The following is a 25,820-nucleotide window of genomic DNA, read 5'->3' as shown; positions in this document are numbered from 1 at the left end:
TTTCATAGAACATCTCTTTACACAACAACTACTTTGAATGGTGAGGTGCAGGTCAGTGAGCGCAGAGAAAGCGATGAATCTTTATAGAGAATATGAAGTGAGACGAAACCACTCTTTTGCCTTAACAGAACATATGGTTCGTTATTTATTTGCAAAACGTGTCATAGATTTAGTGTTCTCGTTCATCGGATTGATTTTGAGTACGCCAATCATTTTGCTGTTTGCCCTTTTGATTAAGTTAGAAACACCGGGACCAGCCTTTTATATGCAGGAAAGGGTCGGGAAAGACGGTGTTTACTTTCAATTATGGAAGCTCAGATCGATGAGAACCGACGCAGAAAGCGGAGGAGCGAAATGGGCCCAAAAAAATGACCCGCGTATCACCAAAGTGGGGGCATTCATCCGTAAAACAAGAATTGATGAACTGCCACAATTTATCAACGTGTTAAAAGGAGAAATGAGTATCGTAGGTCCGCGGCCGGAAAGACCAATGTTTACCGCAGAATTTAACCGCACGATTCCAGGCTTTACAAAAAGGCTGGCGGTGAAGCCGGGGCTGACAGGCCTTGCTCAAGTAAATGGAGGATATGAAATGAGTCCAAGTGAAAAGTTATCACATGACTTACAGTATATTCAAAACTTGACATTTTCTCTTGACACGAAGATTATGGTAAAAACGTTAAAAGTCATCATGACTGGTGACGGAGCCAGATAAGTAAAGTAGGGAAGAGAAATGGCAAGTATGAAAAATCGCATGCTAGGCGGGGCAAAATGGACAAGCTTGTCCGCATTGATCATTACCATCATCCAAATTGCACAGTTCGCCTTTCTAGGGAACGTGATGTCACTTAAAGAGTTTGGGCTCGTTGGCATGATCACAACTGTCACAATATTTACGCAAATTTTACTTGATCTAGGCATCGGTGCAGCGATCATTCAAAAGGAACAAACAACGGAACGTCAATTATCAACATTATATTGGATCAACTTACTCACAGGTCTTGTCTTGTTTTGTTTACTTATCCTTGCAAGCCCAATGATTGCCGCCTTTTATGCCCGTCCTGAGCTAGAAGGACTGCTCAAGCTATTATCGATGATGTTTCTCATTGCACCAATTGGCCAGCAATACCAATATATGATGCAAAAAGATTTAGCTTTTAAAACATTAAGTACCATTGAAGCCATTGCGGCCATCATATCGCTGCTCGTTTTATTCGCTTTAGCTTTTTTCATCAATCCGATTGTTGCCTATGTCATCTCTCAAGTGTTGCTGCAATCAAGTAAAGGTCTATTGTATGCAGCGGCTTATTGGAAGAAGTGGCGTCCAGCACCAGTCTTTGCAATAGGAGAAGTGAAAGAGTTTTTCTCATTCGGCGCTTTCCAGCTGGCATCAAGGCTCGTCAATCGGGCAGGATCGAACATTGACATGATTTTAATCGGCCGGTTTCTTGGAGCGGAGGCGTTAGGTATTTACAGCTTGGCTTATCAAATTGTGACGATTCCTGTGCTGAAAATTAATCCGATTGTGACGAGGGTGGCTTTCCCTGTTTTTGCAAAAAGTCAGCGTGATCACTCCATGCTGCGCGAGGGCTTCCTAAGTATGACGAATATGCTCGCCTTGATTAGTTTTCCGTTATTAATCGGCCTTGCTGCCGTATCAGATAGCTTTATAGAAGTTGTGTTTGGAGAGAAATGGCTAGTGGCAGTTCCGGTTCTCAATATTTTGTGCATAGTCGGACTACTGCGTGTGCTCATGAATCCAAACGGTTCAATACTCCTTGCAAAAGGGAGAGCGGACTTGGCCTTTTATTGGGATACGGGGATGCTCATCGTTTATGGATGTGCGTTATATGCAGGAGTCAGCACAGGCAGTCTGTTGACGGTGGCTTGGATTTACTCAGGTGTCAGCCTGCTGAATTTCATTGTTGGCAGATGGCTGATGGCCTATGTCATTCAGCTTGATATGAAGGTGTATTTGAAATCACTCGGAAAGCCTGCTGTCATGACGCTATTGATGGCCGCCTGTGCGGTAGCTTTACATCAAGGGATGAAGCTGACGTCAGCTGATATTTCGCTTCAATTATTACTGACTGTTTGTTTAAGTGCTGCTTTGTATGGCCTGCTGCTCGTCAAAATGTATCCACAGATTGCAGGCAAATTATTGAGAAGAGGTCGTTCGTCATGAAGGTGCTATGGCTGACAAGTGTATATCCTAGTGAAAAACATCCGAGTGAGGGTGTCTTTCACGAAACACAAGTGCAGGAGCTGATCAAACAAGGAATTGAAGTGACCGTCCTTTGTCCCAATCCAGTGAATCCGCCCGTCTTGCGGATGCTCAAGGCATCCTATCGGCAGAAAAAAGATATTCCCGAACAGGAAGTGCGGTGCGGAGTGACGGTTTACAGGCCGCCCTATACAGCGTTACCTGGACAGCTGAAATGGGCACAGCCGAGTAAACGAATAGCGGATTCTGTTCTGCGCACAATGCAGCGTCATCAGCTGTCACCAGATTTTATCCATGCACACTTTGCCATGCCGTCTGGCGGAGCGGCGGCTGTGATCCAAAAAGAAGCGCATATCCCTTATCTTCTGACCTTACACGGCAGTGATGTGAACGTGTATCCGAGCTATAGCAAAGGAGCTTTCACAGCCTTTGAAACAGCGTTGAAACAGGCATCTGCTGTGCTGACAGTGAGTGAGGAGCTGGCAAAAAAGACACATGATATGACAAAGGTGGAAGCGCAATTTCTCCCACTCGGTATTCCGCTCAAGTCATTTTCTAAAACGGATGGAGATCAAGAAGACATCAGAAAGCAGTTAGGCTTACCGCTTCACGAAAAGCTAATTGTCTTCGTGGGGCGCTTAGTGAAAGAGAAAGGCTTACTTGAATTAGCTGATGCTGTCAGTGGGATGGATGGTGTGAAAGTGGTCTTTGTCGGAAAGGGCCCACTTGCAAAGGAGCTGACCGAACGGGCTGGGGAATCGATTTTACTCCCAGGGCAGGTGCCAAACGATCAGGTGAAAGACTACTTGATGGCAGCCGATCTGTTTGCACTTCCTTCCTATAGTGAAGGAATGCCGACCGTCGTCCTTGAGGCGCTCGCTTTAAAAGTACCTGTCATTGCAACACGAGTTGGTGGTCTCCCATCATTATTTTCTACCTATCAACACCTGCTCATTGAACCACGTTCAACGAGTCAGCTAAAAGAGGCCATTCACGCCTACCTATATGAAAACAAATGGAGTGAGAAAGTAAAGAACGATCTTCATGAAATTGTTCATACAGAATATTCATCAACAAATAATGCGAAGCATCTCATTCAGCAATATGAAAAGGTGCTCAATCAATATCCATCGTTTAAACAGTATGAAATGTGCAAAGAATGATAGATCAACAGCTTGGAACGGTCAATATGCTTTTACTGAGAGGATGAAAAATGTTGAAGAAAATTGCTGTGATTGGAACAGGGTATGTCGGGTTAGTATCGGGTACTTGTTTTGCTGATATCGGAAATCGCGTCATCTGCTGTGACATCGATGAATCAAAAATCAACAGCTTAAAAAGTGGTGTCGTTCCCATTTATGAACCGGGTTTAAAGGAATTGATTGAAAAGAATACAGAAGCAGGAAGACTGTGTTTTACAACCAATATTCCTGCCGCGATCCGGGAATCAGAGATTATCTATATTGCTGTAGGGACACCGATGACACCACAGGGTGAAGCGGATTTAACTTACGTGAAAGCCGTCGCTCAAACGATCGGTGAACACTTAAATGGCTATAAAATCATCGTCAATAAAAGCACCGTGCCAGTTGGAACAGGCCGCCTTGTTCAAGCCATTGTCGAAAAGGCGTCACGCAGTAAATATCCTTTTGACGTCGTATCCAATCCAGAGTTCCTTCGAGAAGGCTCTGCGATTAAAGACACGATGAATATGGAGCGAGTTGTCATAGGGTCTACAAGTTCTCATGCATTGGAGATCATTAAGGAGTTACATGAACCATTTCAAACAGCAGTGGTCGAAACCAATTTAGAAAGTGCAGAGATGATTAAATACGCTGCAAATGCGATGCTTGCAACCAAAATTTCCTTTATCAATGATATTGCCAACATTTGTGATCGAGTGGGGGCGGATGTTGAGAAAGTATCAGAAGGTGTTGGCCTAGATAGCCGGATTGGGCAGAAATTTTTAAAAGCTGGAGTGGGATTTGGAGGTTCCTGTTTCCCGAAAGATACCAAGGCACTTTTAAAAATAGCTGAAACAGTAGGCTATCGTTTTAAACTAATTGAATCAGTTGTTGAAACAAATACACATCAACGAGCGTACCTTGTAAAAAAATTGATGGATGTCTATGGTGAAATAAAGGGAAAAACCATTTCGGTATTAGGATTGGCATTTAAACCTAATACAAATGATTTGAGATCCTCTCCAGCCCTTGATATTATTCCTATGCTACAAGATCTGGGAGCTAACGTAAAAGCTTACGATCCCATTGCTCACTTAGAAGCGAAGGAGATCCTGGGAAACCAGACGATATTTAGCAACAATCTATATCAAACAATAGAGAATTCAGATGCCTGTTTAATCTTGACTGAATGGGAAGAAGTGTTAAAAATGGATATGGAGAAAGTCAGAAGTCTTCTTCAACGTCCAGTCATCATCGATGGACGCAATGTATTTGAACCAGATCAAATGAGAAAAAACGGCTTTATTTATCATTCAATCGGTCGTCCGCATGTACAGGATGTTAAGATGTTATTAGAAGCTTGATTTAGGAGGAAACTTGGATGAAGAAAGTATTGGTTACTGGAGGTAGTGGATTTATAGGTTCACATACTGTTGAAAAATTAATAGAAAAAGGATATGAGGCCATCGTGCTTGATAATTTTTCGACAGGTAGTAAGGAAAATATTGCCCATTTATCTGTTCAATGTATTGAAGAGGATATAACAAAACCAGAAGTGGTTGAAATCATCAAACAAATCGCACCAGACTACATCATTCATCTTGCTGCACAGGTAAGTGTCGCAGTATCGGTCAAAGATTATATATATGATCAGGAAGTGAATATTAAAGGATCTCTGCATGTGATCAAAGCTGCTTCAGAGATTGGTGTCAAGAAGGTGATATTTGCCTCATCGGCTGCTGTCTATGGAGACCCAATTTATCTGCCAGTGGACACCGCTCACCGGCTGCAGCCTGGTTCACCTTATGGCTTAGCAAAGCTCACAGTAGAGCGATACTTAGAAATGTCAAAAGCACTCTATGATGTGGACTATTGTATTCTGCGATACAGCAATGTATATGGTCCGCGCCAAGATGCACTTGGCGAAGGCGGGGTTGTCTCTATTTTCTCTGATAAGTTTGCAAAGCATGAAGCACCTTTCATCTTCGGGGACGGGGAACAAACAAGAGATTTCATCTATGTAGAAGATCTAGCAGCAGCGAATGTTGCGGCTTTAACAGCCCAATCAAACGTTTGTTTAAATGTCTCGTGTGGTGATTCCATCACTGTGAATGAGCTGTTTCAAACGATGAAGCAAGTGACGAGATCACATCTTGAACCGATTTATAAGCCGCAGCGTGCAGGAGATATTGTGCATAGTACATTGGCGAATGAGGAAACGAAACAAGTCTTAGCATGGGAGCCTGTCGTGACTTTACAGGAAGGTTTGGCTCGTACCATTTCCTACTATCAACAGGAAGTAAAGGCTTAATCCCTCAAATCGGATGGATGGCTTAGGAGGAAAATGGGTATGAGTGTGAAACAAACAGCATGGCAAATCATGATCGGATGTATTTTGTTTGCAGCAGGGATAGGGATTGTACAAATTGCATCCGCGCAGCCCGTTGGGTTAAAGAAGATGGTGGCAATCCCGGTTCTGCTTGTGGTCCTCACGGCAGCTCTCGTGTTGATGAAGCAATACATGAATGGTGAGCAAGTATTCATGTCAGCCATCTACCTTTTAATTGCATTGACCTTTCTCAATAACGCTTTCTTTTCTATTAGTGTCGGGTTCTTTAGTCTTTTCCTCTACCGAATCATGCTCATTGCCGTCTTTGCTTTATTGATATGGCGAATGAGAGATAAGGGGACGTACATATTACAGTGGCAGCAGATTCGTGTAAAAGGCATTCTCGGTTTTTTTGCTGCATGGTTTCTTTACGGGCTCATCTCACTGCTTTGGGCTCATTCGGTTACAGACGGTCTGAAATATATGTCCCTGCTTGCGATGGGGATCGGGTTTGTCTTTCTTGTGGTCATGTACATTCAGCGAATGGATCAAATCGTGACCTTTTATAGTATTTGGCTGGTCATGACCGTATTTGTGATGGGGATCGGGTTCTATAATCACTTTACTTTGAACCATTTACCTAACACATCATTGTATCTTGGGCCAGCGTATAAACAGCACTATCCTACATCTGTATTCTTTAATCAAAATGACTTTGCGACGTTTTTATCTATTAGCTTTTTCTTATATGTGGCGTGCATGCGTCAAATGAAAAATGGTTATATCAAAGCGTTTGGATTATTAGGCGCAATCTCAGCTCTGTATCTCATTTTGTTAACAGAATCCCGCGCCAGCTTGCTTGGCATATTTGCGGGAGTGGCTATTTATGTGTGGCTGCTTATGCCGCGCTTTCTAAAAAAGTGGTCACTCATCGCAGCAGGCGGACTTGGTGTCATCTGTATCGCCATCTTTTCGGCCAAGATCTATTCGGTCTTTTATGACTTGTTTCTCGCTTCTCAGGTCGCGCATTCTTTTAGTGAACCACTCCCGTCCAACATCGCTAGGGCGAATTTGATCAAAAATGCATGGCATTTCTTTACGAATTCATACGGCTTCGGGGTCGGAGCAGGTAATGTGTCTTACTATTTAGCCCACTTTTCAATCTTTGATACAGATCAAGTCGTTGAAGTGCACAATTGGCTGCTAGAGGTGATGACGAATTTTGGCTTTGCGGTCATGCTAGGCTATATTTCAGTGTACGCCTATCTCATGTTCACACTGTACAAACAATACCAATGGGCTGACACAAGATCAGCAAAAATGATCATTGAAGGTCTATTTGCTGCAATGCTGAGCTTTCTCGTCTCAAGTATCAGTCCTAGTTCCGTCTCGAATTTATATTTCCACTGGGTATTTTTAGGACTGGTGATCGCAGCGGTTAACATCTTGAAAAACAAACAACGTTTCAAGCCTTGGTAAATCGTGTGTGGTGCTGAGCTTGTATGGCTACACTAGTGAAAAAGCAAATACGTCAATGTTGGGAGAATGAACATGTCTGGTTTCATGTTAAGAATAGGGAAGCGAATCAAAAAGTATATCGTCTGGCTCGTGCTGCTGCCTGTCGTATTAGGCGCTTTTGGTTTCTTTTTTGCCAAAGGAACAGTCCAGCAGTCTAGTTACACAGCCGCTGTTACCCTCACGCTTGGTAAATATGATGACGGGGTGTATAACAATATGGCAGAAGTGACATCTCTATTAAAAAGCGATGCATTTCTAAATGAAGCACTCAGTGATGTAAAGGAAGAAGAAAGGCAGGATGTGAAAAACCGCCTGATCCTTACCAATCAATCAGATACACAATTACAGCTGTCATTCACAGATGCCGATAAGGATCGAGCCTTGGCTGTCGTGAAGCAGGTGTCAGATACATTTCTAAAGCAAGACAAAGCATTATTTACCAAAAGGCAGCAGGTCATTGAAAGTAGGTTATCCGCTCTTGAAGACGAATCTGTCAGCAATGATTCCAAAGTGGATAAAGAACGATTCTTATATGAATTGGAGTCTACAAAGCTCGGAATGAAGCAGGCAAAGATTGTGGACCCGGCCCAAGTGCTTGATGAAGGCAATAAAGGCATGTCAGCGAAAAAACGGGCACTGCTCGGACTGATCATTGGCTTTAGCATCTCGCTCATGTTTGTGGTGTTACCTGAAGTGTTCAAAGAATCTTAATGATGAACTGGAGATGAGTCTTAGGTGAACAATCAACCGTTAGTATCTATTATTACACCGGCGTATAATGCGGAACGTTATTTAACGGATACAGTTCATTCCGTCCTTGCCCAAACCTATTCCAATTGGGAGCTGATCATTGCAGATGATTGTTCAACAGATGGAACAAGGATGCTATTAGGGGAATTAAGTCAGGCGGACGACCGAATCAACGTCATTTATTTAGAGGAAAACGGGGGAGCCGCCATTGCGAGAAACACGGCCATCAAACAGGCAAAGGGGCGTTTTATCGCTTTTTTAGACAGCGATGATAAGTGGAAAGAGACAAAGCTCGAAAAGCAGGTAGACTTTATGCTGGCGAATGATTATGCCTTTACATTCACGGCGTATGACATCATTGCCGAAAATGGAGAACCGTTACAAAAAACAGTCACTGCACCAGCTAGGTTGAACTACAATGAAGCCTTGAAAAATACCATTATCGGCTGTTTGACGGTCATGATCGATCTTCAGCAAGTGGGACATGTAGAAATGCCGAACATCCGTACAAGACAGGATTTAGCCACATGGCTGTCTATTTTAAAAAGAGGATTTACAGCCTATGGCATGAGTGAGCCGCTCAGTGAATATCGCATCGTTGGAAACTCTATCTCGAGTAACAAGTGGAAAGCGGCGAAAAAAACGTGGTTTGTCTACAGAGAAATTGAGCAGCTTCATTTTGTCAAAGCGTCATGGTGTTTTATGCATTATGCGACAAATGCTGTGAAGAAGCGCTTATAAATAGAAGGGAAAAAAGGTGATAAAGGTGAAAGCAGACTCGATCATACATGTCATCGTAGCGACGGGAGAATGGGGACAGGATGGCCTGAGGTACAGACGGCATCGTTTGGCGGAATTTCTAGCATCTGATCCAGAAACGAAAGAAGTCATCTGGGTATGCCCGTCTGCAACCCGTCATACAGCTCCCTTTCAGCCCATAACGGATCGAATGAAGCAATTGACCATTCCTGATGTGCTCAAGAGCAAATTTTTTCGCTTTGGAAGATATCAAGATATGTTCTATATTCATAAATTGTCCCCTCTTCTTGAGCATTTGCGGCAGGAGGAAAAGAAGGGGATAGCCGTTTGCTTATGGTATACGTTTCCTGGCTTTCCGCTCTTATCTTCTTTATTTGAATGGAAACATATTGTGTATGATTGCAGTGATCTGTGGGGAGAGCCGATAAGCGGGAAAAACAACATATTCTCTTATATGAGGCAGCGTGTCATTGTAAAAGCAGAAAACCGAATCATTAAATACGCACACAGCATTACATGCTCTTCTCAATACTTACATGATCAAATCAAAAAACGTCTCATGGGTGAACCGAAAGATGTGTTCACAGTAGAAAATGGTGTTGAGTACGATGTGTTTGCAAAAAGCAATCTTTCCTGTAAGGAGGATGTGCTGGAAGGAAGAGAAGGAACCGTCCTTGGCTTTATTGGAGGAATCAAGCCGAAGCTCGATTTTGACATGATTGCGCAAGCTGCTCACATGCAGCCAGATTGGACATTTTTATTTGTCGGTCCTGATGGAACAAATGGAGATCCATCTTTTCAGCATGCACTCAAACTGCCAAATGTCATTTGGACAGGGGCTGTTGCACCAGAAGAAGTGCCTGCTTATATGAAACTGATTGATGTAGGGATGATGCCATACAAACAGTCTCCTTATAATCAAGCCGTTTTCCCGCTCAAGCTATATGAATTTCTAGCTGCAGGAATACCTGTTGTCGGTTTAAATCTTCCATCAACGGAAAGGCTAAAAGAGAATGATGTGTATGAATATTTAGAGGGCGAAGATCCTGCGCTCTTCGTAGAAGCCTGCCTGAAAGTGATCAGCAAAAAAGATGACATAACCTATAGACATCTAAGACAAAGCCGGGCGAAGAAAAAAGATTGGCACGCGCTGTTCACAAACATGGTGGAATTAACGAATATTAAAGAAAACGCATAATTCATTCAGGATTGTGCGTTTTTATTTTTCTTCTTCACAGGGGGAGCTTGTGATCATCCTATATTCAATTGTATAATGGAAAGAGCGGCCAATATACAAAATACAGATTTCAATTTAGAAGGAGACTGACCTATGGATTACGAACGCGCCTTATTAGCGTTTTTTGTCTCTCTGGCTACAGTTTTAATTGTGACACCAATCGTCAAAAAGCTTGCAATTAAGATTGGTGCAGTGGACCAGCCGAATAAACGAAAAGTTCATGATAAAGTAATGCCTCGAATGGGCGGTTTGGCGATTTTTATTGGGGTAGCGGCTGGAGCATTAGCAGGCGGGCTGTTTCTACATAATAAAATTACAGCGATTTCAGTTGGTGCCGTACTCATCGTCATTTTAGGTATATTTGATGATAAATATAATTTAAGTGCAAAATTTAAATTTCTCGTGCAAGTTCTCGTTGCTTGTTTGATCGTGAGCACGGGCCTCAAAATGGACTTTTTCTCTGTTCCTTTCTTAACAGATCGTATTGAGTTAGGCTGGATGGCATATCCCCTAACCGTGTTATGGATTGTCGGAATCACAAATGCCATCAATTTAATTGACGGCCTTGATGGACTCGCTGCTGGGATTTCGGTCATCGGTTTATCCACGATTGCAGTGATGGCATTTTCTGCTGATAAGATTCTCATTCTTTCTTTATCACTTGTCGTCATTGGCAGTACAATCGGCTTTCTATTTTACAACTTCCATCCAGCAAAGATTTTTATGGGTGATACAGGCTCGTTGTTTTTAGGCTATATGATTTCGGTGCTGTCACTTTTAGGATTATACAAAAGTGTCACTTTGTTTAGTGTCGTTGTTCCGGTGATCATCTTAGGTGTCCCTATTTTTGATACGACCTTTGCGATCATTAGACGAATATTAAATAAACAGCCAATTTCAGCGCCTGACAAATCGCATATTCATCATAGACTGATGGCCTATGGTTTATCTCATCGAACAGCCGTCATCGTCATTTACATGATTGGTTTAGTGTTTAGCTTAAGTGCAATATTGCTGACAAGTGCAACCATTTGGTTATCACTGATCATTATTTTTTTATTGGTCATGTTTATGCAAGTCATTGCGGAAGTCACTGGTTTAGTGAACGAAGAGTTCAAACCATTTACGAAATTCTATAAACGCATGGTCAAAAGAAATTAAAGAAACAGCCCGTTCCTAGGAATCGGGCTGTTTCTTTATTGTCCGGATGAATTTGGCGAAGTGGGCGCAGTATCTGTCGTTCCTGTCCCTGTTTCACCAGATGATGGAGTGGTCTGTGAATCTGTTTCAGTCGAAGGTTCAGAAGGAAGCTTTAAATGCGTCCTTAATTCATTCTGTACATTAGCTAAATTGGTTTGATCTGGCTCGAAGTAATATGTTCGATTTGGTCCTAGATAAAGGTCGTCTCCTTTAATAGAAAGCGTTTCTGTGTCGTCTCCTTTAAATCCACTGTAGATTTGCTGAAGAGCAAGTCCTTCCGTGATACGGAAATTGGTCGTAATGTGATCACTTACTTCTTTGGCGATATTATCCACGTTTGCAATATTATTTGGCTTCGCCATTTGATCAATCATGGCTCGTAAAATCTGTTTCTGACGATCGTTACGCCCGAAATCACCTCGTGGATCTTGTTTTCTCATCCGCGCATAAGCAAGTGCTTCTTCCCCGTTTAAATGCATATTGCCCTTTTTGAAGTAAATCTTTTTGGATTTTTTGACGTCACTTTTTTCATTGAAGTCAAATGGAACATCTATATCAATTCCACCCACTTCATCAATGACATCTTTGAAGCCGTCAAAATCCACTGTTGCATACTTATCGATCGGAATATTCAAGAATTGTTCGACAGTTTCAATCGTTTCGTCTTTTCCGCCTTTAGCAAATGCCGCATTAATTTTATCTTTACTTTCGGTCGTGTCACTTGCAAGATGTACCCGTGTGTCCCGAGGAATACTAACCATTTTCATCGTTTTATCTTGAGGATTAATGGTTGCAACAATGAGTGAATCTGAACGGCCATGATCACCATTCGTAGCATAATCCTCAATTCCGACAAATAGAACGGAGAAAGGTTTCTTCTTAATATCAATGACAGCATCACGGAGCTTAGATTTCTCTCCGCGGTCTAGTTCATCATATGTTTTGTCAGCTGCCTGAAGTGTATTCACAATTTTATACACTGCAAATCCGCCCATGCAGATGAAGAGAAGCAAAAATAAGACCAGAATACGTTTGATAATCTTTTTCTTCTTACTCTTTTTCTTTCGTACACGCACTTTTACTCGTTGTGCCATTCATCTGTCTCCTTTATCGGACCAATGTCCTTTTCTAAATAAATAAGTTCGCCTTCTTTTGTAACACTCTTTCCATTTGTAAGCTCTGTCATCCATTCAATGAACTGCTCTGTTTGTGTTTCTTCTACATACGTCTCAAAAATAACATTTTCGGCATAATGGATTTCTTTTAGCTGAAAAGATGAGGCTCTAAGCTCATTCTCTACCTTTCCAAGCCATGTATAATCTATTGTTGTGTGCATCGTACGCATTAAACAGCGCTCTACTATACCAACATGGTTGATAGCTTCTGATACAGATTTTCCGTAGGCACGAATTAATCCACCGGCACCTAATTTGATACCGCCGAAATAACGAGTGACCACAACGACTGTATCTTTAAGCTTCCGTTTTTTTAGCACTTCAAGCATTGGCACTCCTGCCGTACCGCTTGGTTCACCATCATCATTTGCTTTTTGAATCATGTCATGTTCACCAATGAGATATGCTGAACAATTATGTGTGGCATTCCAATGTTGTTTTTTAATGGATTGTATAAATGCTTGTGCTTCTTCTTCTGAGACAGCACGCTGTATATGACAAATAAAACGTGATTTTTCAATGACGATCTCATGCTCGCCACGACTTTTTACTGTAAGAAAGCGATTCAGCAAAAGACATACCCTCCTGACAAGCAAATTGTAAGACTAGAGAAAATTTGCATTGGTTTTAGAATTTTACAGCGTATTTTGTTATGATGATAGGAGCGGAAAAAGGGTCGTCATAAAAACTTCAAGATTTATACGCATTCTTTCATTATAATTCGACATAAAATGCAGATCAATGACATTTATAATAAAAAAAGATGACATCACTGTTACGGGAGGGAAAAGCCATGACAACACCCAAAATGGATCCGAAATTATTGGATTCAATCATCATGAAAATGCTAAGTACAGTTGATGGCAGCAAGGACGAAGTATTTAGGATAGGCGAACAGTCCCGTCAACAATATGAGAGCCTAGTTGAAGAGCTTAAGCAAATCAAGCAGCAAGTAAACGAGGTAATTGATTTTGGGGATAAACTAGAAGTACATACGAGACATGCTAGAAATCGCTTATCTGAAGTCAGCAGAAACTTTAACAAATTCAGCGAAGAAGAAATACGAGAGGCCTACGAAAAAGCACATAATCTGCAAGTAGAACTCACCATGATCCAGCAGCGTGAGAAGCAGTTGAGAGAGAGAAGAGACGATTTAGAAAGACGATTATTAAGCTTACAGGACGTCATTGAACGCTCTGAAACGCTTGTGAGTCAAATTACGGTTGTTCTGAACTATCTCAACCAGGATTTACGCCAGGTAGGCGTTTTACTCGAAGATGCTCAGGCAAAACAAGATTTTGGACTAAGAATTATTGAAGCTCAAGAAGAAGAACGCAAAAGGGTATCTCGGGAAATTCATGATGGTCCTGCTCAGATGCTGGCAAACGTGATGATGCGTTCTGAATTAATTGAACGGATCTTTAGAGACCGTGGTACAGAAGAAGGCTTTAAAGAAATTAGAAGTCTCAGACAGAATGTGCGAAATGCTCTGTACGAAGTGAGAAGAATCATTTATGATTTAAGACCGATGGCTTTAGATGATTTGGGTCTCATTCCGACGCTAAGAAAATATTTAAACACAATCGAAGAATACGATGGGAAAACCAAGATTACGTTCCAATGCCTAGGCGATACAGAAAGCGAAAGAATTGCTTCTCAATTTGAAGTGGCACTATTTAGACTAGCCCAAGAAGCTGTCACAAATTCCTTAAAACATTCTGAAGCTGAAGAAATCTCTGTAAAGGTAGAAGTAACGAAAGACTTTGTGACATTAATGATCAAAGACGATGGAAAAGGCTTTGATATGAAAGATGTTAAAACAAACAAAAACAAATCCTTCGGTTTACTTGGCATGAAAGAACGCGTAGACTTACTAGAAGGTAAAATGACCATAGACTCAAAAATAGGTCTAGGGACATTCGTTATGATTCGGGTGCCGTTAACATTGCAAAATAAAATTGTAAAATAGAGTCAAAAGACATATTGACCATAAAGTTCAGGTGTAGAACAATAAACATGGGGAGGCGTAGCTTGTGACTAAAGTAAATATTGTAATTATTGATGACCACCAATTATTCCGTGAAGGTGTCAAACGGATTTTAGATTTTGAACCTACTTTTGAAGTAGTTGCAGAAGGAGACGACGGTGACGAAGCTGCACGTATCGTAGAGCACTATCATCCGGATGTTGTCATTATGGACATTAATATGCCGAATGTAAATGGTGTAGAGGCTACAAAGCAGCTAGTAGAGCTTTATCCCGAATCAAAAGTCATTATTCTATCTATTCATGACGATGAAAACTATGTGACACATGCATTGAAAACAGGGGCGAGAGGTTACCTGTTAAAAGAAATGGATGCAGACACTCTCATTGAAGCAGTGAAAGTAGTAGCTGACGGAGGATCTTATTTACATCCGAAAGTCACTCATAACTTAGTAAATGAGTTCCGACGCCTAGCAACTAGCGGCGTTTCAGCACATCCACAGCATGAAGTATATCCTGAAATTCGCAGACCACTTCATATCTTAACAAGACGTGAATGTGAAGTTCTTCAAATGTTAGCTGACGGAAAGAGCAACAGAGGAATTGGTGAATCGCTCTTTATTAGTGAGAAAACAGTCAAAAACCATGTAAGTAACATTTTGCAAAAAATGAATGTAAACGACCGTACACAAGCTGTTGTTGTAGCAATTAAAAACGGCTGGGTAGAAATGAGATAATGTTCCGGACAAGTACTCCTTTTTCACCTGTTTTTGGTTCTCTCACATTTTAAGTTTGAGAGAAATGATAGGCAGGATAAGGAGTCTTTTTCGGATATTCCAGGCTTGCCTATTGATTAGGCAGGCTTTTTTGATTACTATTATAAATCTAATGAAAAACAATGATCATTCTTTTAAAATAAAAAAGAGTAACGAATAAGGAAGGTATTTAAGAATGAAAATAGCCGTTGTAACAGACAGTACTGCTTATATACCACAAGAGCTACGTGATAAACATCAAATTCATATGATCCCCCTTAACGTCATCTTTGGCAGCGAATCGTACCGTGAAGAAATAGAGATGGATTGGGAGACGTATTATGAAGAAGTCAAAAAACATAAAGATCTTCCAACGACCTCTCAGCCTGCTTTTGGTGAACTAGTAGAATTATATGAAAAGCTAAGTGAAACATACGACGCTGTGATTAGTATTCACCTTTCAAGCGGAATTAGTGGAACATATAATAGTGCAGCCTCAGCGAACGATCTAGTTGACGGAATTGACATTTACCCGTTTGATTCAGAAACTAGCTGTATGGTGCAGGGGTTTTATGCATTAGAAGCTGCTGAAAAAATCCAAGAGGGTGCTTCTCCAGAAGAGATTTTAGCACATCTAAATTATCTGAAAGAAAGCGAACAAGCCTATTTTATGGTGGACGACTTAACTCATTTGCAAAGGGGCGGCAGATTAAACGGTGCTCAGGCTTTTATTGGGAGCCTCTTAAAGGTAAAGCCTATCCTTCATTTTGACAACAAGCTAATTGTCCCTTTTGAAAAGATTCGTACACGTAAAAAAGCCATTTCACGCATTTTTGAATTATTCGATGAAGATGCATCACGTGGTGTACCGATGAGAGCTGCAATCATTCATGGAAATAGAGAAGAAGAAGCAGAAGAATTGATTGCACATTTATCAGAAAAGTACCCTCATGTCGAATTTTATAAAAGCTACTTTGGTGCCGTGATTGGTACTCATCTAGGCGAAGGGTCATTAGGTCTTGGCTGGATGATTAGATAGATCTCAAAAACCCCCTTTTCTCATGGAAAAGGGGGTTTGTTTTTCAATTATTACAGTTGGACGAAAGGTCTTGTCTTTGTACATAATAGGCAAACATCAGTTGAAAGGTGTTAGGAGAAACATGGACAAAGCGATGGAACTAAGGCAACAACTGCAATCACGCCACCTACTTACCATTGAAACTCGATGCACAAAGCCTCATTTGGATTGGCTGGAGGAGAAAGGGTTAGTAAATAGATCTCCTGCCATTGAGAGGAAAGCGAGCGGTTTTACATGCTGCCGATGTGGTGTATCAAACAAGCGGTACTTTGCTCTCTCACCTTGTGAAATATGCCAAAAAGAATGTGTGTACTGTAGATCATGCATCATGATGGGAAAAGTAACCGAATGTGGCTCTCTGTACGAATGGACGGGTCCGCAAATGAAAGAAACGTTTCAATCTGAATTAACATGGCAGGGAGAGCTGTCTAAAGGGCAAAAGAGAGCGTCAGAAAAAATGATAGAAGCGATAAGAAACAAATCTGATCTACTAGTTTGGGCTGTTTGCGGGGCAGGGAAAACGGAGGTGCTTTTTCACGGAATTGAATATGCGTTAAATAAAGGAATGAGTGTCTGTATCGCGACGCCTAGAACAGATGTAGTGCTTGAACTCGAGCCGCGAATTAGAAAGGCATTTCAAGGGCTGAATATAGCTGTGCTTTATGGCGGGAGTCCTCAAAGGTTCCAAATAGCACCGCTTATGATCGCCACAACCCATCAGCTCATGAGATACAAAAATGCTTTTGATGTTCTCATTGTAGATGAGGTCGATGCCTTTCCTTTTTCAATCGATGAACGTCTTCAATTTGCTGTTTTAAAGGCTATGAGAAACACAGGGGTTAGGATTTACTTAAGTGCCACACCATCTAAAAAAATGAAAAAGGATGTTGTTCATGGACAATTAGAAGCGATAAAAATTCCTCTGCGTTTCCACGGGCGACCTTTACCCGTCCCGTCATTTCAATGGATTGGACATTGGAAAAAGAAATTAAACAAGAATCAGCTGCCATCTGCTGTAATGAACTGGCTTGAGAAACATATTAAAAGAAAGAGAAGGGTTTTACTTTTTGTTCCTTCTATTTCCGCGATGAAGAAGGTAACGAAGATTCTTCGAGAGCATCATGTAAATGTAGAGGGTGTATCTGCTGATGATCAAGATAGGAAACAAAAGGTCCAACACTTCAGAGATTACGCATACGATGTACTGGTTACTACAACTATTCTCGAAAGAGGCGTAACCATTCAAAATGTTCAGGTGGGTGTACTAGGTGCGGAATCTACTATTTTCACAGAAAGTGCACTTGTTCAAATTTCTGGAAGGGCGGGGAGGCATCCTGAATATTCTACAGGAGATGTTTTCTTTTTTCATTTTGGTTTAACGAGAAGGATGAAACAAGCGAAGAAGCATATTGTAAAAATGAATGATACAGCTGCACAGGAGTTTTCTGAAAAATAGTGTGGGTTTAACTAAATCATGGTACATTATATTCACAATACACAAATGGCAGGAGAGACAAAATATGTTACTCAATGCAAAAGAAATACTACTCAAGGAAATCCTCTATCAATATCTCAATCAATTAAACATGATTTGTCATTGTGAAAAGTGTATAGAAGATGTATTAGCGATTTCACTAAATCAAGTGAAGCCGCAATATATAACAGATATCGATAAAATATCTTACAGTAAATCCGAGATGGTGGATAAACAGAAGAATACTGCCATGCTGGTCATTTTGACAGAAGCGGCTTCAAAGGTCACGACATTTCCGAGATGCGAAAATCGTCAACCGCTTAATAAGGAAAACAGTTGATTTGCCCAATTTGTGAGGGGCATTTTGTGGCTGCTTTTACATGGAAATCATTACTTCTATCAAATGATGATAGCTTATGTATAGCATGTAAGGATCACCTAGTGAAGATTCATAGCACCATTTGTCCAAAATGTGGAAGATCACAGTCAAATAACGAATTGTGTCAGGACTGTTCCCGATGGAATGAACGGCCCGATTTTTCTGAAGTTCTTGTGAAAAATAGGTCTGTTTATACTTACAACGATTTTATGAAAGGCGTCCTTGCTCGATTTAAATTTCGAGGTGATACAGCTTTAGCTGAGTTGTTTAAAAGAGATGTACGAGCAGTGTTTAAGCGTTCCTTTTCAATTAAAAAACCTGTGCTGATTCCAATCCCTTTAAGTAAAGAAAGGTTAAAGGAAAGAGGATTTAATCAGTCCGTCGTACTAGCTTCCTTGATTGGTATGCCTATATTGCAACCACTCGTTAAAATTCATCAAAGTAAGCAGTCTAAGAAAAGTAAAAATGAACGTCTAGATCAAAAGGGATTGTTCCAATTAAAGCAGTCAGATGCGATCCTTCAAAAGGATATTGTATTAATTGATGATATCTATACAACTGGGGCGACCATCTATGATGCGGCAAAAATTTTAAAAGACGCAGGTGCCAAAAGTGTTTCCTCTTTTACGTTGATACGTAGTTAAAAATCATGATAATCAACCGATAATAAGAAAAGAAAATAACGTAAGGGGTTTTGGTTATGAATCAATTGGCAAACTGTCCACAATGTAATCAGTTATTTTTAAAAACCACCATCCAAACGGTTTGTAACAAATGCTTTGAAGAAGAAGAACGTTCTTTTGATATCGTTTATAAATTTTTGCGGAAGCAAAGTAATAGACAATCAACCATTGCTGAAATAGTAGATGCAACAGATGTTGATGAAGAATTAATCCTGAAATTTATCCGTTTGAAAAGGCTTCAAATTAGTCAATTTCCGAATATCAACTATCCTTGTGAAAGATGCGGCCAACCGATCAGGAAAAACAAGCTGTGCAGCAAATGTGAACAGGATATTCATTCGCAAATCAGCCAAATGAACCAAGAAGAAGAGCGTAAAAAGGAGATTGAATCTAGGAAAAAAGACACCTATTATGCCATTAATCCTAAAAACGACTGATTCCCTAAACTAAGTTGCAGTTTGGTCGATAAAATGGATAGAATCAAGACAGACTGTAACGGAAAGCGAGAGGAATCCCGTGAAAATTAATCGATATGGAACACAACCAGTAAATCCTTACAAGAAAACATATGAGAAACAAACGTTGCAATCGAATCAAGCAAAATCAACTGATAAAGTCGAAATTTCTAAAAAGGCAATCGAAATGCAAAAGGTGCCGAATTTAATGAAAGAACGTCAAGATAAAATAGACCAACTTAAAAAAAGCATTGAAGCCGGAACATATATGGTAGATACAAAAGGTATTGCAGATAAAATGCTGAATTTTTATAAACAACAATAACAAAAGGAGTAGCGCGAATGTCAGTTAAAATAATTATTGAAGAGCTGCATCGTCTCTATGGATTACATGAACAGCTTCTAAAGCTGTCTAAGGATAAAACAGAAATGCTGAAAAGCAATGAGATTGATGCTCTTTCAGAGGTTCTGAATTTAGAGCAGAAATATATTCAGGCCATTTCTCAATTAGAAGAAAAGCGTATTGAAGCTACAGTTCAATTTTTACAAAGTGATCAACCGCCGACAATCACAGCATGTATCGAAAAGGCTGAAGGTACGGAACAAGAAGAGCTCATTTCGTTATATGAGAAACTAAATGACATCATGGTGGAATTGAAAGATGTAAATGAACTAAACAAACAGCTCATTCAGCAGTCACTTCAATTTATTTCACTGACATTCGATCTCGTTAACCCTAATAAAGAACATATGAATTACGGACAAAATGGTCTTGAGAATTCAAAGCCTAAACAGCATAGGGCTTTGTTTGATTCAAAGGCGTAAACAAGGAGGATACCAATGGGTTCTACATTCATGGGACTAGAAACGGCAAAAAGAGGAATCACAGCCCAGCGTGCAGGGCTTTATGTCACATCAAACAACGTGTCCAATGCAAATACAGAAGGCTACTCAAGACAAAGAGTTACCTTTAAAGCAGATAATCCTTACCCTGTAATTTCTGTTTATGATGGCAAGACGTACGGCCAAATGGGGACAGGAGTTCAAGTTGGGACCGTTGAAAGAATTCGAGACAGCTTTTTAGATCTACAATACAGAGATCATAACAACAATATGTCTTACTATTCAGCGAAGTCTGATGCCCTTTCACAAATGGAGGGGGTTATGAATGATTTGACAGATGAAGGCTTAAACAGAGCCTTTGATAATCTTTGGAAATCATTACAGGTTCTATCAGAATCGAAAAATGCTGATACTGCATCTGCACGTACAGTAGTTAAAACAAGTGCACAGGCTTTAGTAGATCAATTCCGTCTGCTCAATTCTTCTTTAACAACGATACAAAAGAATTTGAAAACAGAACTCGATTCAACAGCAAAAAATGTGAACACTCTTTTATCTCAAATAGATGAAGTGAACAAACAGATTGCAACAGTTGAGCCAAATGGATATCTTCCAAATGATCTTTATGATACGCGTGATGCGCTGGTCGATCAGTTATCCTCACTTGTTGATATTAAGGTGAGCTACAATCCATCTGGCGGAAATGCACTCAATATTGCTGAAGGAACCGTCAACATCGACATTATCGGTGCAAATGGACAATCTGCTGGGACGATTTTGAATGGCATTACCAATGAAAAGTCTGAACTGCAAATCTCCTACGATAATACGACGGGACTTGTCGACTCACTTCAATTCGGAACAACAACCATTGCAGCAGATCAATTACAGGTGAATGGTAAAGTAAAAGCACTTGTTGAGGCGTATGGCTACATGTCAAATGGTGCTGAAAAAGGAATGTACCCAGACATGCTTGCAGAGCTAGATGAAGTAGCACAAGTATTCATGGATACATTTAACGACGTGCATAAGCAAGGGTACACGTTAAATGGGGCAAGCGGACAAGACTTTTTTGATATCGAAAATAACAATGATCTGAATAAAGGCTTGGCAGCTCGTATCAAAGTGAGTGATGTGATTTTAGCATCAACAGATAATATTGCCGCATCTGTCAATCAAACGCAGGGTGATGGTTCGAATGCTACGCAATTAGCCAATATTCAAAACTTAAAGCTAGCAATTGGCGGAAATACAACGACAATTCAGGATTACTACCAAAATGTCATTGCTGAAATGGGGATACAAGGGAAAAAGAACATGACGCTGGAAAGCAGTTCAGCGGCTCTTGTCAACTCAGCTAATGAACGTAGAATGTCGACTAGCGCTGTCTCCATCGATGAAGAAATGACGAATATGATCCAATTTCAGCATGCGTATAATGCAGCGGCAAGAATTGTGACATTACAAGATGAAGTATTGGATAAAGTAATCAACGGCATGGGTGTCGTAGGAAGGTAGGGATAACTGATGCGAGTCACGCAAGGTATGATTTCTCAAAACTCACTTCGCAATATTAGTAAAAGTTATGAAAAACTTTCTAAAATTAATGAGCAGGCCCAAACAGGAAAACGTTTCACGAAAACATCTGATGATCCTGTTGCAGCAGTAAAAAGTCTTCAGTATAGTACAGCCCTATTTCGAAATGAACAATATCAAAATAATTTAAATGAGGCACAAAACTGGATTGATACATCTGAAACGAGTGTCACTGAAATCATTGATATTATGTCAAATGTACGAGACAAAGTACTTGATGCGGCTAATGGAACAAAGCAGCCAGAAGATTTAGAAGCTATCGGAGTGGAAATTAGTCAGATGAAGAAACAAATCATTGATGCAATGAACACTCAGATGCTAGGTAAGTTCGTATTTAATGGGACGAATACAAATGTAAAACCAGTCGTCGAGAATGCAGATGGTACGTATACATTTAACTTTGAAAACTATACTGATGCAAACTCAGTTCAATCGAACATTTCTGACGGTATCACATTAAATGTGAACTCAAATCCAATTTCAGCGTTTGGTGGACAATCTGCCAGCGGTCAAAATGTGATTGAAATGCTGACGGATTTAGAAAATTCATTAAAAAATGGGACGTTTGCGAATTCTGATGATGCATTAGGAAACATTGATCAGTTTAAAGAAGTGATGAGTGCCGAGCGCTCAGATCTTGGAGCCCGATCGAATCGGATTGACTTAGTAAGTAGCCGCTTGACTTCACAATTCGAAGTGCTGAAAAATGCTAAATCAGATAATGAAGATGTTGAAAGTGAAAAAGCGATTCTTGATCTTCTTCAACAAGAAACTGTGAATAGAGCTGCTTTAGCGACGACAGCTAAAGTCATTCAGCCATCCCTTGTCGATTTCTTAAGATAATAAAAAGCATCCGTTGGGTGCTTTTTTGCATCATGGAGGTGAACTTATGCAAATCCCTAGATTGTTAATGCAGCAAACCTATGCAAAGCTGCAAATGTCGACGACTCCATCTAGACAAGAAGTAGAGCAGCCAAGAGCTGATCTTGAGATTCAGCAGCCAAGAGCTGTCATGAACATCACAAGGACACCTTCGAAATTAACCATTGATCAATCAGAGGCATTTGCTGATATGGATATCAAGTCGATTTTTAGGCGTTCTGAGGAATGGGCAGCAGAAGGGAAACGTGCTGTTGGCGAAGGAATGGGACGAAGAGCGGAAGAAGGAAGCGAACTGATTAAGATTGAGGATGGAGGTAATGCCATTGCTGAGTTTGCCAAAATCAATGGTAGTCCTCCCGCGAAGCAATTCACCATCGGTGTAATTCCTTCATTCTTCAGTGTCAAAATTCACTATCAGCCATCCGAGCTTCAAATTGATGTTGAGCCTCAAAAAGCGATCATTGAGGCAACACCGCATAAACCGATCGTTAACTATCAGCAAGGTAAAGTAAATATTGATATGTTGCAATACCCAGAATTAAAAATAGAAGTTGACGAAACGGGTCAAAATGGTGATAAGGTATAGGTAAGAAAAACGAAAAAGGTCGTGAATTATGATCATTCAAACAAAATACCATGGTGAAGTGACAATCAAAGAGGAGCAAATCATCAACTTCTCAAATGGGATACCAGGATTTCTGGATCAAAAACAGTTTGTCATTTTGCCTTTATCAGAAGAGTCTCCATTTTTAGTTCTGCAATCATTGAAAAACGCAGCATTAGGCTTTATTGTCAGCAGCCCATTTTTATTCTTCAATCAATACGAATTTGATTTAGACGAAACGGTTGTAGACATTCTAGAAGTAGAAGATGCCAATGATGTGGAAGTAATGGTTATTTTAACAATGGAATCATCTATTGAAAAAACGACAGCTAATTTAAGAGCGCCTATTATTGTGAACCGGAAAAATATGAAAGCCAAACAAGTGATTTTGCATGATTCAGCCTATCATACAAAACATTTGTTAGAGGTGGCATCCTCATGTTAGTCCTGTCTCGGAAATTAAATCAGTCGATTCAAATAGGCGATGATATTGAAGTCAAGATTATTTCAATCGAAGGCGATCAAGTGAAGGTCGGGATTGAGGCTCCTAAGCACATCGATATTCACAGGAAAGAAGTGTACCTGTCTATTCAAGAAGAGAACAATCGTGCTGCGAGCTTGTCCTTAGATCTTCTTTCTCAATTATCCTCACAACAAAAGTGAGGATTTTTTCATCTGATTCAGCTATCCTTCTCCGTGTGAAAGCGTTTCTATGTGGATGTTCACCATCTATATGAAACTTTAACAAATCGGTCCATCTATATTTAATTTGAAAATTCAAAGCCGATATAAAAGATAGATAAAAGCACAGGAGCTGAATAACTATGTCTGTTGGTAAGTTGACTTCGCTAGAACCACTGATTGATGCATTTCAAACCCGTGTTACGAATCATCAGAATGACAATGTAAACACTGAATCACAAGAAAATGGCAATGTCGTTTCAAAAGAGGAAATTGAAAAAACGCTTCAAGGAGCAAACAAGCTCATTGAGCCTACGCAATTTCATCTGCAATTTGAATTACATGAAAAACTCAATGAATATTATGTCAAAGTCGTAGATAACCAAACAGAAGAAGTCATTAGAGAGATTCCTTCCAAGGAGTGGCTTGATTTCTATGCAGCAATGACTGAGATTGTCGGTTTATTTGTAGATAAAAGAATGTAATTGAAGGGAGAACATAAATAATGGTGAATCGAATTACTGGATTTTCAAATGTATTTGATATTGATGAAATCGTCTCAAAGCTAATGAAAACTGAGCAAGCACCACTTGATAAAATGACTCGCCAGAAACAAACACTTGAATGGCAAAGAGACAGCTATCGCGAGGTGAATTCGAAAGTCAAAGAATTAGATGATTTGATTTACAACTTAAACTTAACGCTTCCAAGTACATATGGCGCTAAAAAAGTGACAAGCTCAAATGAATCTGCTGTCACAGCTACAGGATCAACAAATGCTACCTCTGGCTCAATCCATGTAACCCAACTAGCTACAGCTTCCGTATTCAAATCTTCTGGTACATCTGGATTTACTGCTGCAAACGGTACGTTTACGTTTGAGGTGACCACACCAGATTCTACGGAACCAAAAACAGTAACAATTAATACGACTGATACAGATACACTTGATTCAATTGTAACAAAATTGAATAACTCTCAATTAGGTGTGACGGCTTATAAAGGTCAAATCTTTGATGGGACAAACTATGTAGATACAATCGCTCTTACTTCTCGGACAACGGGTGAAGGTGTCAGTATTAAAGCAACTGATGGCAATTCGGCTTCATTTATGACGCAATTAGGATTCCAAGTAGATGGAGATAACAAATTAGTTGCGACCACGCAAGGACAGAAGGCACAATACGAGGTTAACGGCCTGAAAATGGAAAATAACAACAATACATTTACGCAAGCCGGTATTACGTACGAGCTTAAAGGAACAACGGATGAGCCTGTCAGCTTAAACGTTTCAACAGATGTGGATACAATTTTTGATAAGATTAAACAATTTGTTGATAAATACAATGAGCTCGTTGAGCAGATTAATGGTAAAGTCAATGAAAAGAAAAACAGAGACTATCATCCATTAACGGCTGAAGAGAAAAAAGCGATGTCTGACAAAGAAGTGGAGCTATGGGAAACGACCGCGAAGTCTGGCTTGCTGAGAAGTGATTCCATTTTACGAGCTGGTGCCTCTAAAATAAGAAGTGATTTTTATGCTGATATTACCACAAGTGATGCAAATAAAATTCACATCACACAAATTGGTATTACGACATCATCCAAGTATAAAGATGGTGGAAAGCTTGAAATTAATGAAAAGAAACTAAGAGAAGCCATTGAAGCAGATCCACAAAAGATCAGTCAAATGTTCATCTCAGGTAGTTTAAATGTGGATTCAAAAGATCAAGACAAAGCGCAGCAGCAATATCAAGAACAAGGAATCATGTATCGTGTCAAAAATTCCTTATCAGCCTTCAAGAAGAGCATTCAAACAAAGGCTGGAAGCACAACGATGGAATTAAAGGAATACGGACTTGGTAAGGACCTTGATTCTTTGACCAAACGAATGAGTACGTTCCAAGACCGTTTGAAGATGGTTGAAGCCCGTTACTATACAAAGTTTAATGCCATGGATAGTGCGATTCAAAAGCTAAACAACCAATCTGGCTACCTTTCTCAACTGCTTGGACAATAATTGGAGGT

Annotated in this window: 28 protein-coding genes and 1 pseudogene; 27 read left to right on the top strand and 2 right to left on the bottom strand. The window is 40.2% G+C overall.

The features are described 5' to 3' along the window. The first annotated feature begins 55 nt into the window (after positions 1–55). From NPA43_RS16005 to NPA43_RS15960, 10 genes are all read left to right on the top strand, one after another. Positions 56–715, top strand: a complete 660-nt coding sequence (locus NPA43_RS16005) for a sugar transferase (RefSeq protein WP_099726406.1) — start codon at positions 56–58, stop codon at positions 713–715. Positions 716–733: 18 nt separating this feature from the next. Beyond that, positions 734–2,185, top strand: a complete 1,452-nt coding sequence (gene tuaB, locus NPA43_RS16000; RefSeq protein ID WP_099726405.1) for a teichuronic acid biosynthesis protein TuaB — start codon at positions 734–736, stop codon at positions 2,183–2,185. After that, positions 2,182–3,387, top strand: coding sequence for a teichuronic acid biosynthesis protein TuaC (gene tuaC / locus NPA43_RS15995; protein ID WP_256499052.1), 1,206 nt, complete (start codon positions 2,182–2,184; stop codon positions 3,385–3,387). Before tuaB ends, tuaC begins: the two co-directional genes overlap by 4 nt. Before the next feature lie 50 nt (positions 3,388–3,437). Further along, positions 3,438–4,772 carry a UDP-glucose 6-dehydrogenase TuaD gene (tuaD, locus tag NPA43_RS15990; protein ID WP_099726403.1) on the top strand — a complete coding sequence of 445 codons (1,335 nt, stop codon included), beginning with the start codon at positions 3,438–3,440 and terminating at the stop codon, positions 4,770–4,772. Positions 4,773–4,789: 17 nt separating this feature from the next. After that, entirely contained in the window at positions 4,790–5,719 is a 930-nt protein-coding gene (locus tag NPA43_RS15985) for an NAD-dependent epimerase/dehydratase family protein (protein ID WP_099726402.1), read from the top strand. Between the two features lie 39 nt (positions 5,720–5,758). Then, positions 5,759–7,216: a teichuronic acid biosynthesis protein TuaE gene (tuaE, locus tag NPA43_RS15980; RefSeq protein WP_099726401.1), complete on the top strand. Its 1,458-nt coding sequence runs from the start codon at positions 5,759–5,761 to the stop codon at positions 7,214–7,216. Between the two features lie 72 nt (positions 7,217–7,288). Continuing rightward, positions 7,289–7,966 carry a teichuronic acid biosynthesis protein TuaF gene (gene tuaF / locus NPA43_RS15975; RefSeq protein ID WP_099726400.1) on the top strand — a complete coding sequence of 226 codons (678 nt, stop codon included), beginning with the start codon at positions 7,289–7,291 and terminating at the stop codon, positions 7,964–7,966. A gap of 24 nt (positions 7,967–7,990) precedes the next feature. Further along, positions 7,991–8,746 carry a teichuronic acid biosynthesis protein TuaG gene (tuaG, locus tag NPA43_RS15970; RefSeq protein WP_099726399.1) on the top strand — a complete coding sequence of 252 codons (756 nt, stop codon included), beginning with the start codon at positions 7,991–7,993 and terminating at the stop codon, positions 8,744–8,746. A gap of 19 nt (positions 8,747–8,765) precedes the next feature. After that, positions 8,766–9,962, top strand: a complete 1,197-nt coding sequence (gene tuaH / locus NPA43_RS15965) for a teichuronic acid biosynthesis protein TuaH (RefSeq protein ID WP_249705625.1) — start codon at positions 8,766–8,768, stop codon at positions 9,960–9,962. Between the two features lie 132 nt (positions 9,963–10,094). Next, on the top strand, positions 10,095–11,162 hold the full coding sequence (locus tag NPA43_RS15960; protein ID WP_099726397.1) for a glycosyltransferase family 4 protein: 1,068 nt from the start codon (positions 10,095–10,097) through the stop codon (positions 11,160–11,162). 35 nt (positions 11,163–11,197) lie between these two features. Here NPA43_RS15960 and NPA43_RS15955 read toward each other — a convergent pair whose 3' ends face one another. Then, complete coding sequence (locus NPA43_RS15955) at positions 11,198–12,295, bottom strand: LCP family protein (RefSeq protein WP_099726396.1); 1,098 nt, start codon at positions 12,293–12,295, stop codon at positions 11,198–11,200. Continuing rightward, positions 12,280–12,948 carry a YigZ family protein gene (locus NPA43_RS15950; protein WP_249705609.1) on the bottom strand — a complete coding sequence of 223 codons (669 nt, stop codon included), beginning with the start codon at positions 12,946–12,948 and terminating at the stop codon, positions 12,280–12,282. Before NPA43_RS15950 ends, NPA43_RS15955 begins: the two co-directional genes overlap by 16 nt. Before the next feature lie 221 nt (positions 12,949–13,169). On the opposite strand from NPA43_RS15950, the gene NPA43_RS15945 reads away from it, so the two are divergent. From NPA43_RS15945 to NPA43_RS15865, 17 genes and pseudogenes are all read left to right on the top strand, one after another. Continuing rightward, positions 13,170–14,345 (top strand): two-component sensor histidine kinase DegS, encoded by a 1,176-nt coding sequence (locus tag NPA43_RS15945; protein WP_099726394.1) that lies wholly within the window; start codon positions 13,170–13,172, stop codon positions 14,343–14,345. 64 nt (positions 14,346–14,409) lie between these two features. Next, positions 14,410–15,099: a two-component system response regulator DegU gene (gene degU / locus NPA43_RS15940; RefSeq protein ID WP_008348273.1), complete on the top strand. Its 690-nt coding sequence runs from the start codon at positions 14,410–14,412 to the stop codon at positions 15,097–15,099. A 214-nt stretch (positions 15,100–15,313) separates the two neighbouring features. Beyond that, entirely contained in the window at positions 15,314–16,156 is an 843-nt protein-coding gene (locus tag NPA43_RS15935; protein ID WP_099726393.1) for a DegV family protein, read from the top strand. A 121-nt stretch (positions 16,157–16,277) separates the two neighbouring features. Then, complete coding sequence (locus NPA43_RS15930; protein ID WP_142353656.1) at positions 16,278–17,651, top strand: ATP-dependent helicase ComFA; 1,374 nt, start codon at positions 16,278–16,280, stop codon at positions 17,649–17,651. 64 nt (positions 17,652–17,715) lie between these two features. Next, positions 17,716–18,009 (top strand): late competence protein ComFB, encoded by a 294-nt coding sequence (locus tag NPA43_RS15925; protein WP_099726391.1) that lies wholly within the window; start codon positions 17,716–17,718, stop codon positions 18,007–18,009. Next, a pseudogene (locus NPA43_RS15920) lies at positions 18,006–18,173 on the top strand (ComF family protein); the annotation flags it as partial. The gene NPA43_RS15925 and the pseudogene NPA43_RS15920, both read left to right, overlap by 4 nt. Positions 18,174–18,335: 162 nt before the next feature. Further along, the gene (locus tag NPA43_RS15915) at positions 18,336–18,692 is read left to right on the top strand and encodes a ComF family protein (protein WP_249705624.1); all 357 of its coding nucleotides are present in this window, start codon (positions 18,336–18,338) and stop codon (positions 18,690–18,692) included. 56 nt (positions 18,693–18,748) lie between these two features. Beyond that, a complete protein-coding gene (locus tag NPA43_RS15910) occupies positions 18,749–19,168 on the top strand; it encodes a TIGR03826 family flagellar region protein (RefSeq protein ID WP_099726390.1) in 420 nt (139 codons plus the stop codon). 79 nt (positions 19,169–19,247) lie between these two features. After that, positions 19,248–19,511 (top strand): flagellar biosynthesis anti-sigma factor FlgM, encoded by a 264-nt coding sequence (gene flgM / locus NPA43_RS15905; RefSeq protein ID WP_249705608.1) that lies wholly within the window; start codon positions 19,248–19,250, stop codon positions 19,509–19,511. Positions 19,512–19,528: 17 nt separating this feature from the next. Next, positions 19,529–20,011, top strand: a complete 483-nt coding sequence (locus tag NPA43_RS15900) for a flagellar protein FlgN (protein ID WP_099726389.1) — start codon at positions 19,529–19,531, stop codon at positions 20,009–20,011. Between the two features lie 15 nt (positions 20,012–20,026). Continuing rightward, a complete protein-coding gene (gene flgK / locus NPA43_RS15895; RefSeq protein WP_230030676.1) occupies positions 20,027–21,547 on the top strand; it encodes a flagellar hook-associated protein FlgK in 1,521 nt (506 codons plus the stop codon). Positions 21,548–21,556: 9 nt separating this feature from the next. Next, positions 21,557–22,468, top strand: coding sequence for a flagellar hook-associated protein FlgL (gene flgL, locus NPA43_RS15890; protein WP_099726387.1), 912 nt, complete (start codon positions 21,557–21,559; stop codon positions 22,466–22,468). A gap of 46 nt (positions 22,469–22,514) precedes the next feature. Further along, complete coding sequence (locus tag NPA43_RS15885) at positions 22,515–23,093, top strand: DUF6470 family protein (protein WP_249705607.1); 579 nt, start codon at positions 22,515–22,517, stop codon at positions 23,091–23,093. 28 nt (positions 23,094–23,121) lie between these two features. Next, positions 23,122–23,556 (top strand): flagellar assembly protein FliW, encoded by a 435-nt coding sequence (gene fliW, locus NPA43_RS15880; RefSeq protein ID WP_041088051.1) that lies wholly within the window; start codon positions 23,122–23,124, stop codon positions 23,554–23,556. Next, positions 23,550–23,774 (top strand): carbon storage regulator CsrA, encoded by a 225-nt coding sequence (gene csrA, locus NPA43_RS15875; RefSeq protein ID WP_099726385.1) that lies wholly within the window; start codon positions 23,550–23,552, stop codon positions 23,772–23,774. The genes fliW and csrA overlap by 7 nt, the downstream gene beginning before the upstream one ends. A gap of 161 nt (positions 23,775–23,935) precedes the next feature. After that, complete coding sequence (flaG, locus tag NPA43_RS15870; protein WP_099726384.1) at positions 23,936–24,277, top strand: flagellar protein FlaG; 342 nt, start codon at positions 23,936–23,938, stop codon at positions 24,275–24,277. A gap of 20 nt (positions 24,278–24,297) precedes the next feature. Then, entirely contained in the window at positions 24,298–25,812 is a 1,515-nt protein-coding gene (locus NPA43_RS15865; RefSeq protein ID WP_249705606.1) for a flagellar hook-associated protein 2, read from the top strand. Positions 25,813–25,820 lie beyond the last annotated feature (8 nt).

The organism is Bacillus pumilus (assembly GCF_024498355.1).
In the GTDB taxonomy this organism is placed as follows: domain Bacteria; phylum Bacillota; class Bacilli; order Bacillales; family Bacillaceae; genus Bacillus; species Bacillus pumilus_P.
This window is presented reverse-complemented; position numbering and strand designations above follow the sequence as displayed.

Excerpts from the sequence above, each read along its gene's own strand:
- NPA43_RS15945 (WP_099726394.1), top strand. The coding sequence starts at position 13,170 with ATGACAACACCCAAAATGGATCCGAAATTATTGGATTCAATCATCATG.
- tuaC (WP_256499052.1), top strand. The coding sequence starts at position 2,182 with ATGAAGGTGCTATGGCTGACAAGTGTATATCCTAGTGAAAAACATCCG.
- flgL (WP_099726387.1), top strand. The coding sequence starts at position 21,557 with ATGCGAGTCACGCAAGGTATGATTTCTCAAAACTCACTTCGCAATATT.
- flgK (WP_230030676.1), top strand. The coding sequence starts at position 20,027 with ATGGGTTCTACATTCATGGGACTAGAAACGGCAAAAAGAGGAATCACA.
- NPA43_RS15885 (WP_249705607.1), top strand. The coding sequence starts at position 22,515 with ATGCAAATCCCTAGATTGTTAATGCAGCAAACCTATGCAAAGCTGCAA.
- tuaD (WP_099726403.1), top strand. The coding sequence starts at position 3,438 with ATGTTGAAGAAAATTGCTGTGATTGGAACAGGGTATGTCGGGTTAGTA.
- fliW (WP_041088051.1), top strand. The coding sequence starts at position 23,122 with ATGATCATTCAAACAAAATACCATGGTGAAGTGACAATCAAAGAGGAG.
- NPA43_RS15955 (WP_099726396.1), bottom strand. The coding sequence starts at position 12,295 with ATGGCACAACGAGTAAAAGTGCGTGTACGAAAGAAAAAGAGTAAGAAG.
- tuaB (WP_099726405.1), top strand. The coding sequence starts at position 734 with ATGGCAAGTATGAAAAATCGCATGCTAGGCGGGGCAAAATGGACAAGC.
- tuaE (WP_099726401.1), top strand. The coding sequence starts at position 5,759 with ATGAGTGTGAAACAAACAGCATGGCAAATCATGATCGGATGTATTTTG.
- NPA43_RS15865 (WP_249705606.1), top strand. The coding sequence starts at position 24,298 with ATGGTGAATCGAATTACTGGATTTTCAAATGTATTTGATATTGATGAA.
- NPA43_RS15925 (WP_099726391.1), top strand. The coding sequence starts at position 17,716 with ATGTTACTCAATGCAAAAGAAATACTACTCAAGGAAATCCTCTATCAA.
- NPA43_RS15930 (WP_142353656.1), top strand. The coding sequence starts at position 16,278 with ATGGACAAAGCGATGGAACTAAGGCAACAACTGCAATCACGCCACCTA.
- NPA43_RS15910 (WP_099726390.1), top strand. The coding sequence starts at position 18,749 with ATGAATCAATTGGCAAACTGTCCACAATGTAATCAGTTATTTTTAAAA.
- NPA43_RS15985 (WP_099726402.1), top strand. The coding sequence starts at position 4,790 with ATGAAGAAAGTATTGGTTACTGGAGGTAGTGGATTTATAGGTTCACAT.
- csrA (WP_099726385.1), top strand. The coding sequence starts at position 23,550 with ATGTTAGTCCTGTCTCGGAAATTAAATCAGTCGATTCAAATAGGCGAT.
- NPA43_RS15935 (WP_099726393.1), top strand. The coding sequence starts at position 15,314 with ATGAAAATAGCCGTTGTAACAGACAGTACTGCTTATATACCACAAGAG.
- flaG (WP_099726384.1), top strand. The coding sequence starts at position 23,936 with ATGTCTGTTGGTAAGTTGACTTCGCTAGAACCACTGATTGATGCATTT.
- NPA43_RS15900 (WP_099726389.1), top strand. The coding sequence starts at position 19,529 with ATGTCAGTTAAAATAATTATTGAAGAGCTGCATCGTCTCTATGGATTA.
- NPA43_RS15960 (WP_099726397.1), top strand. The coding sequence starts at position 10,095 with ATGGATTACGAACGCGCCTTATTAGCGTTTTTTGTCTCTCTGGCTACA.
- tuaF (WP_099726400.1), top strand. The coding sequence starts at position 7,289 with ATGTCTGGTTTCATGTTAAGAATAGGGAAGCGAATCAAAAAGTATATC.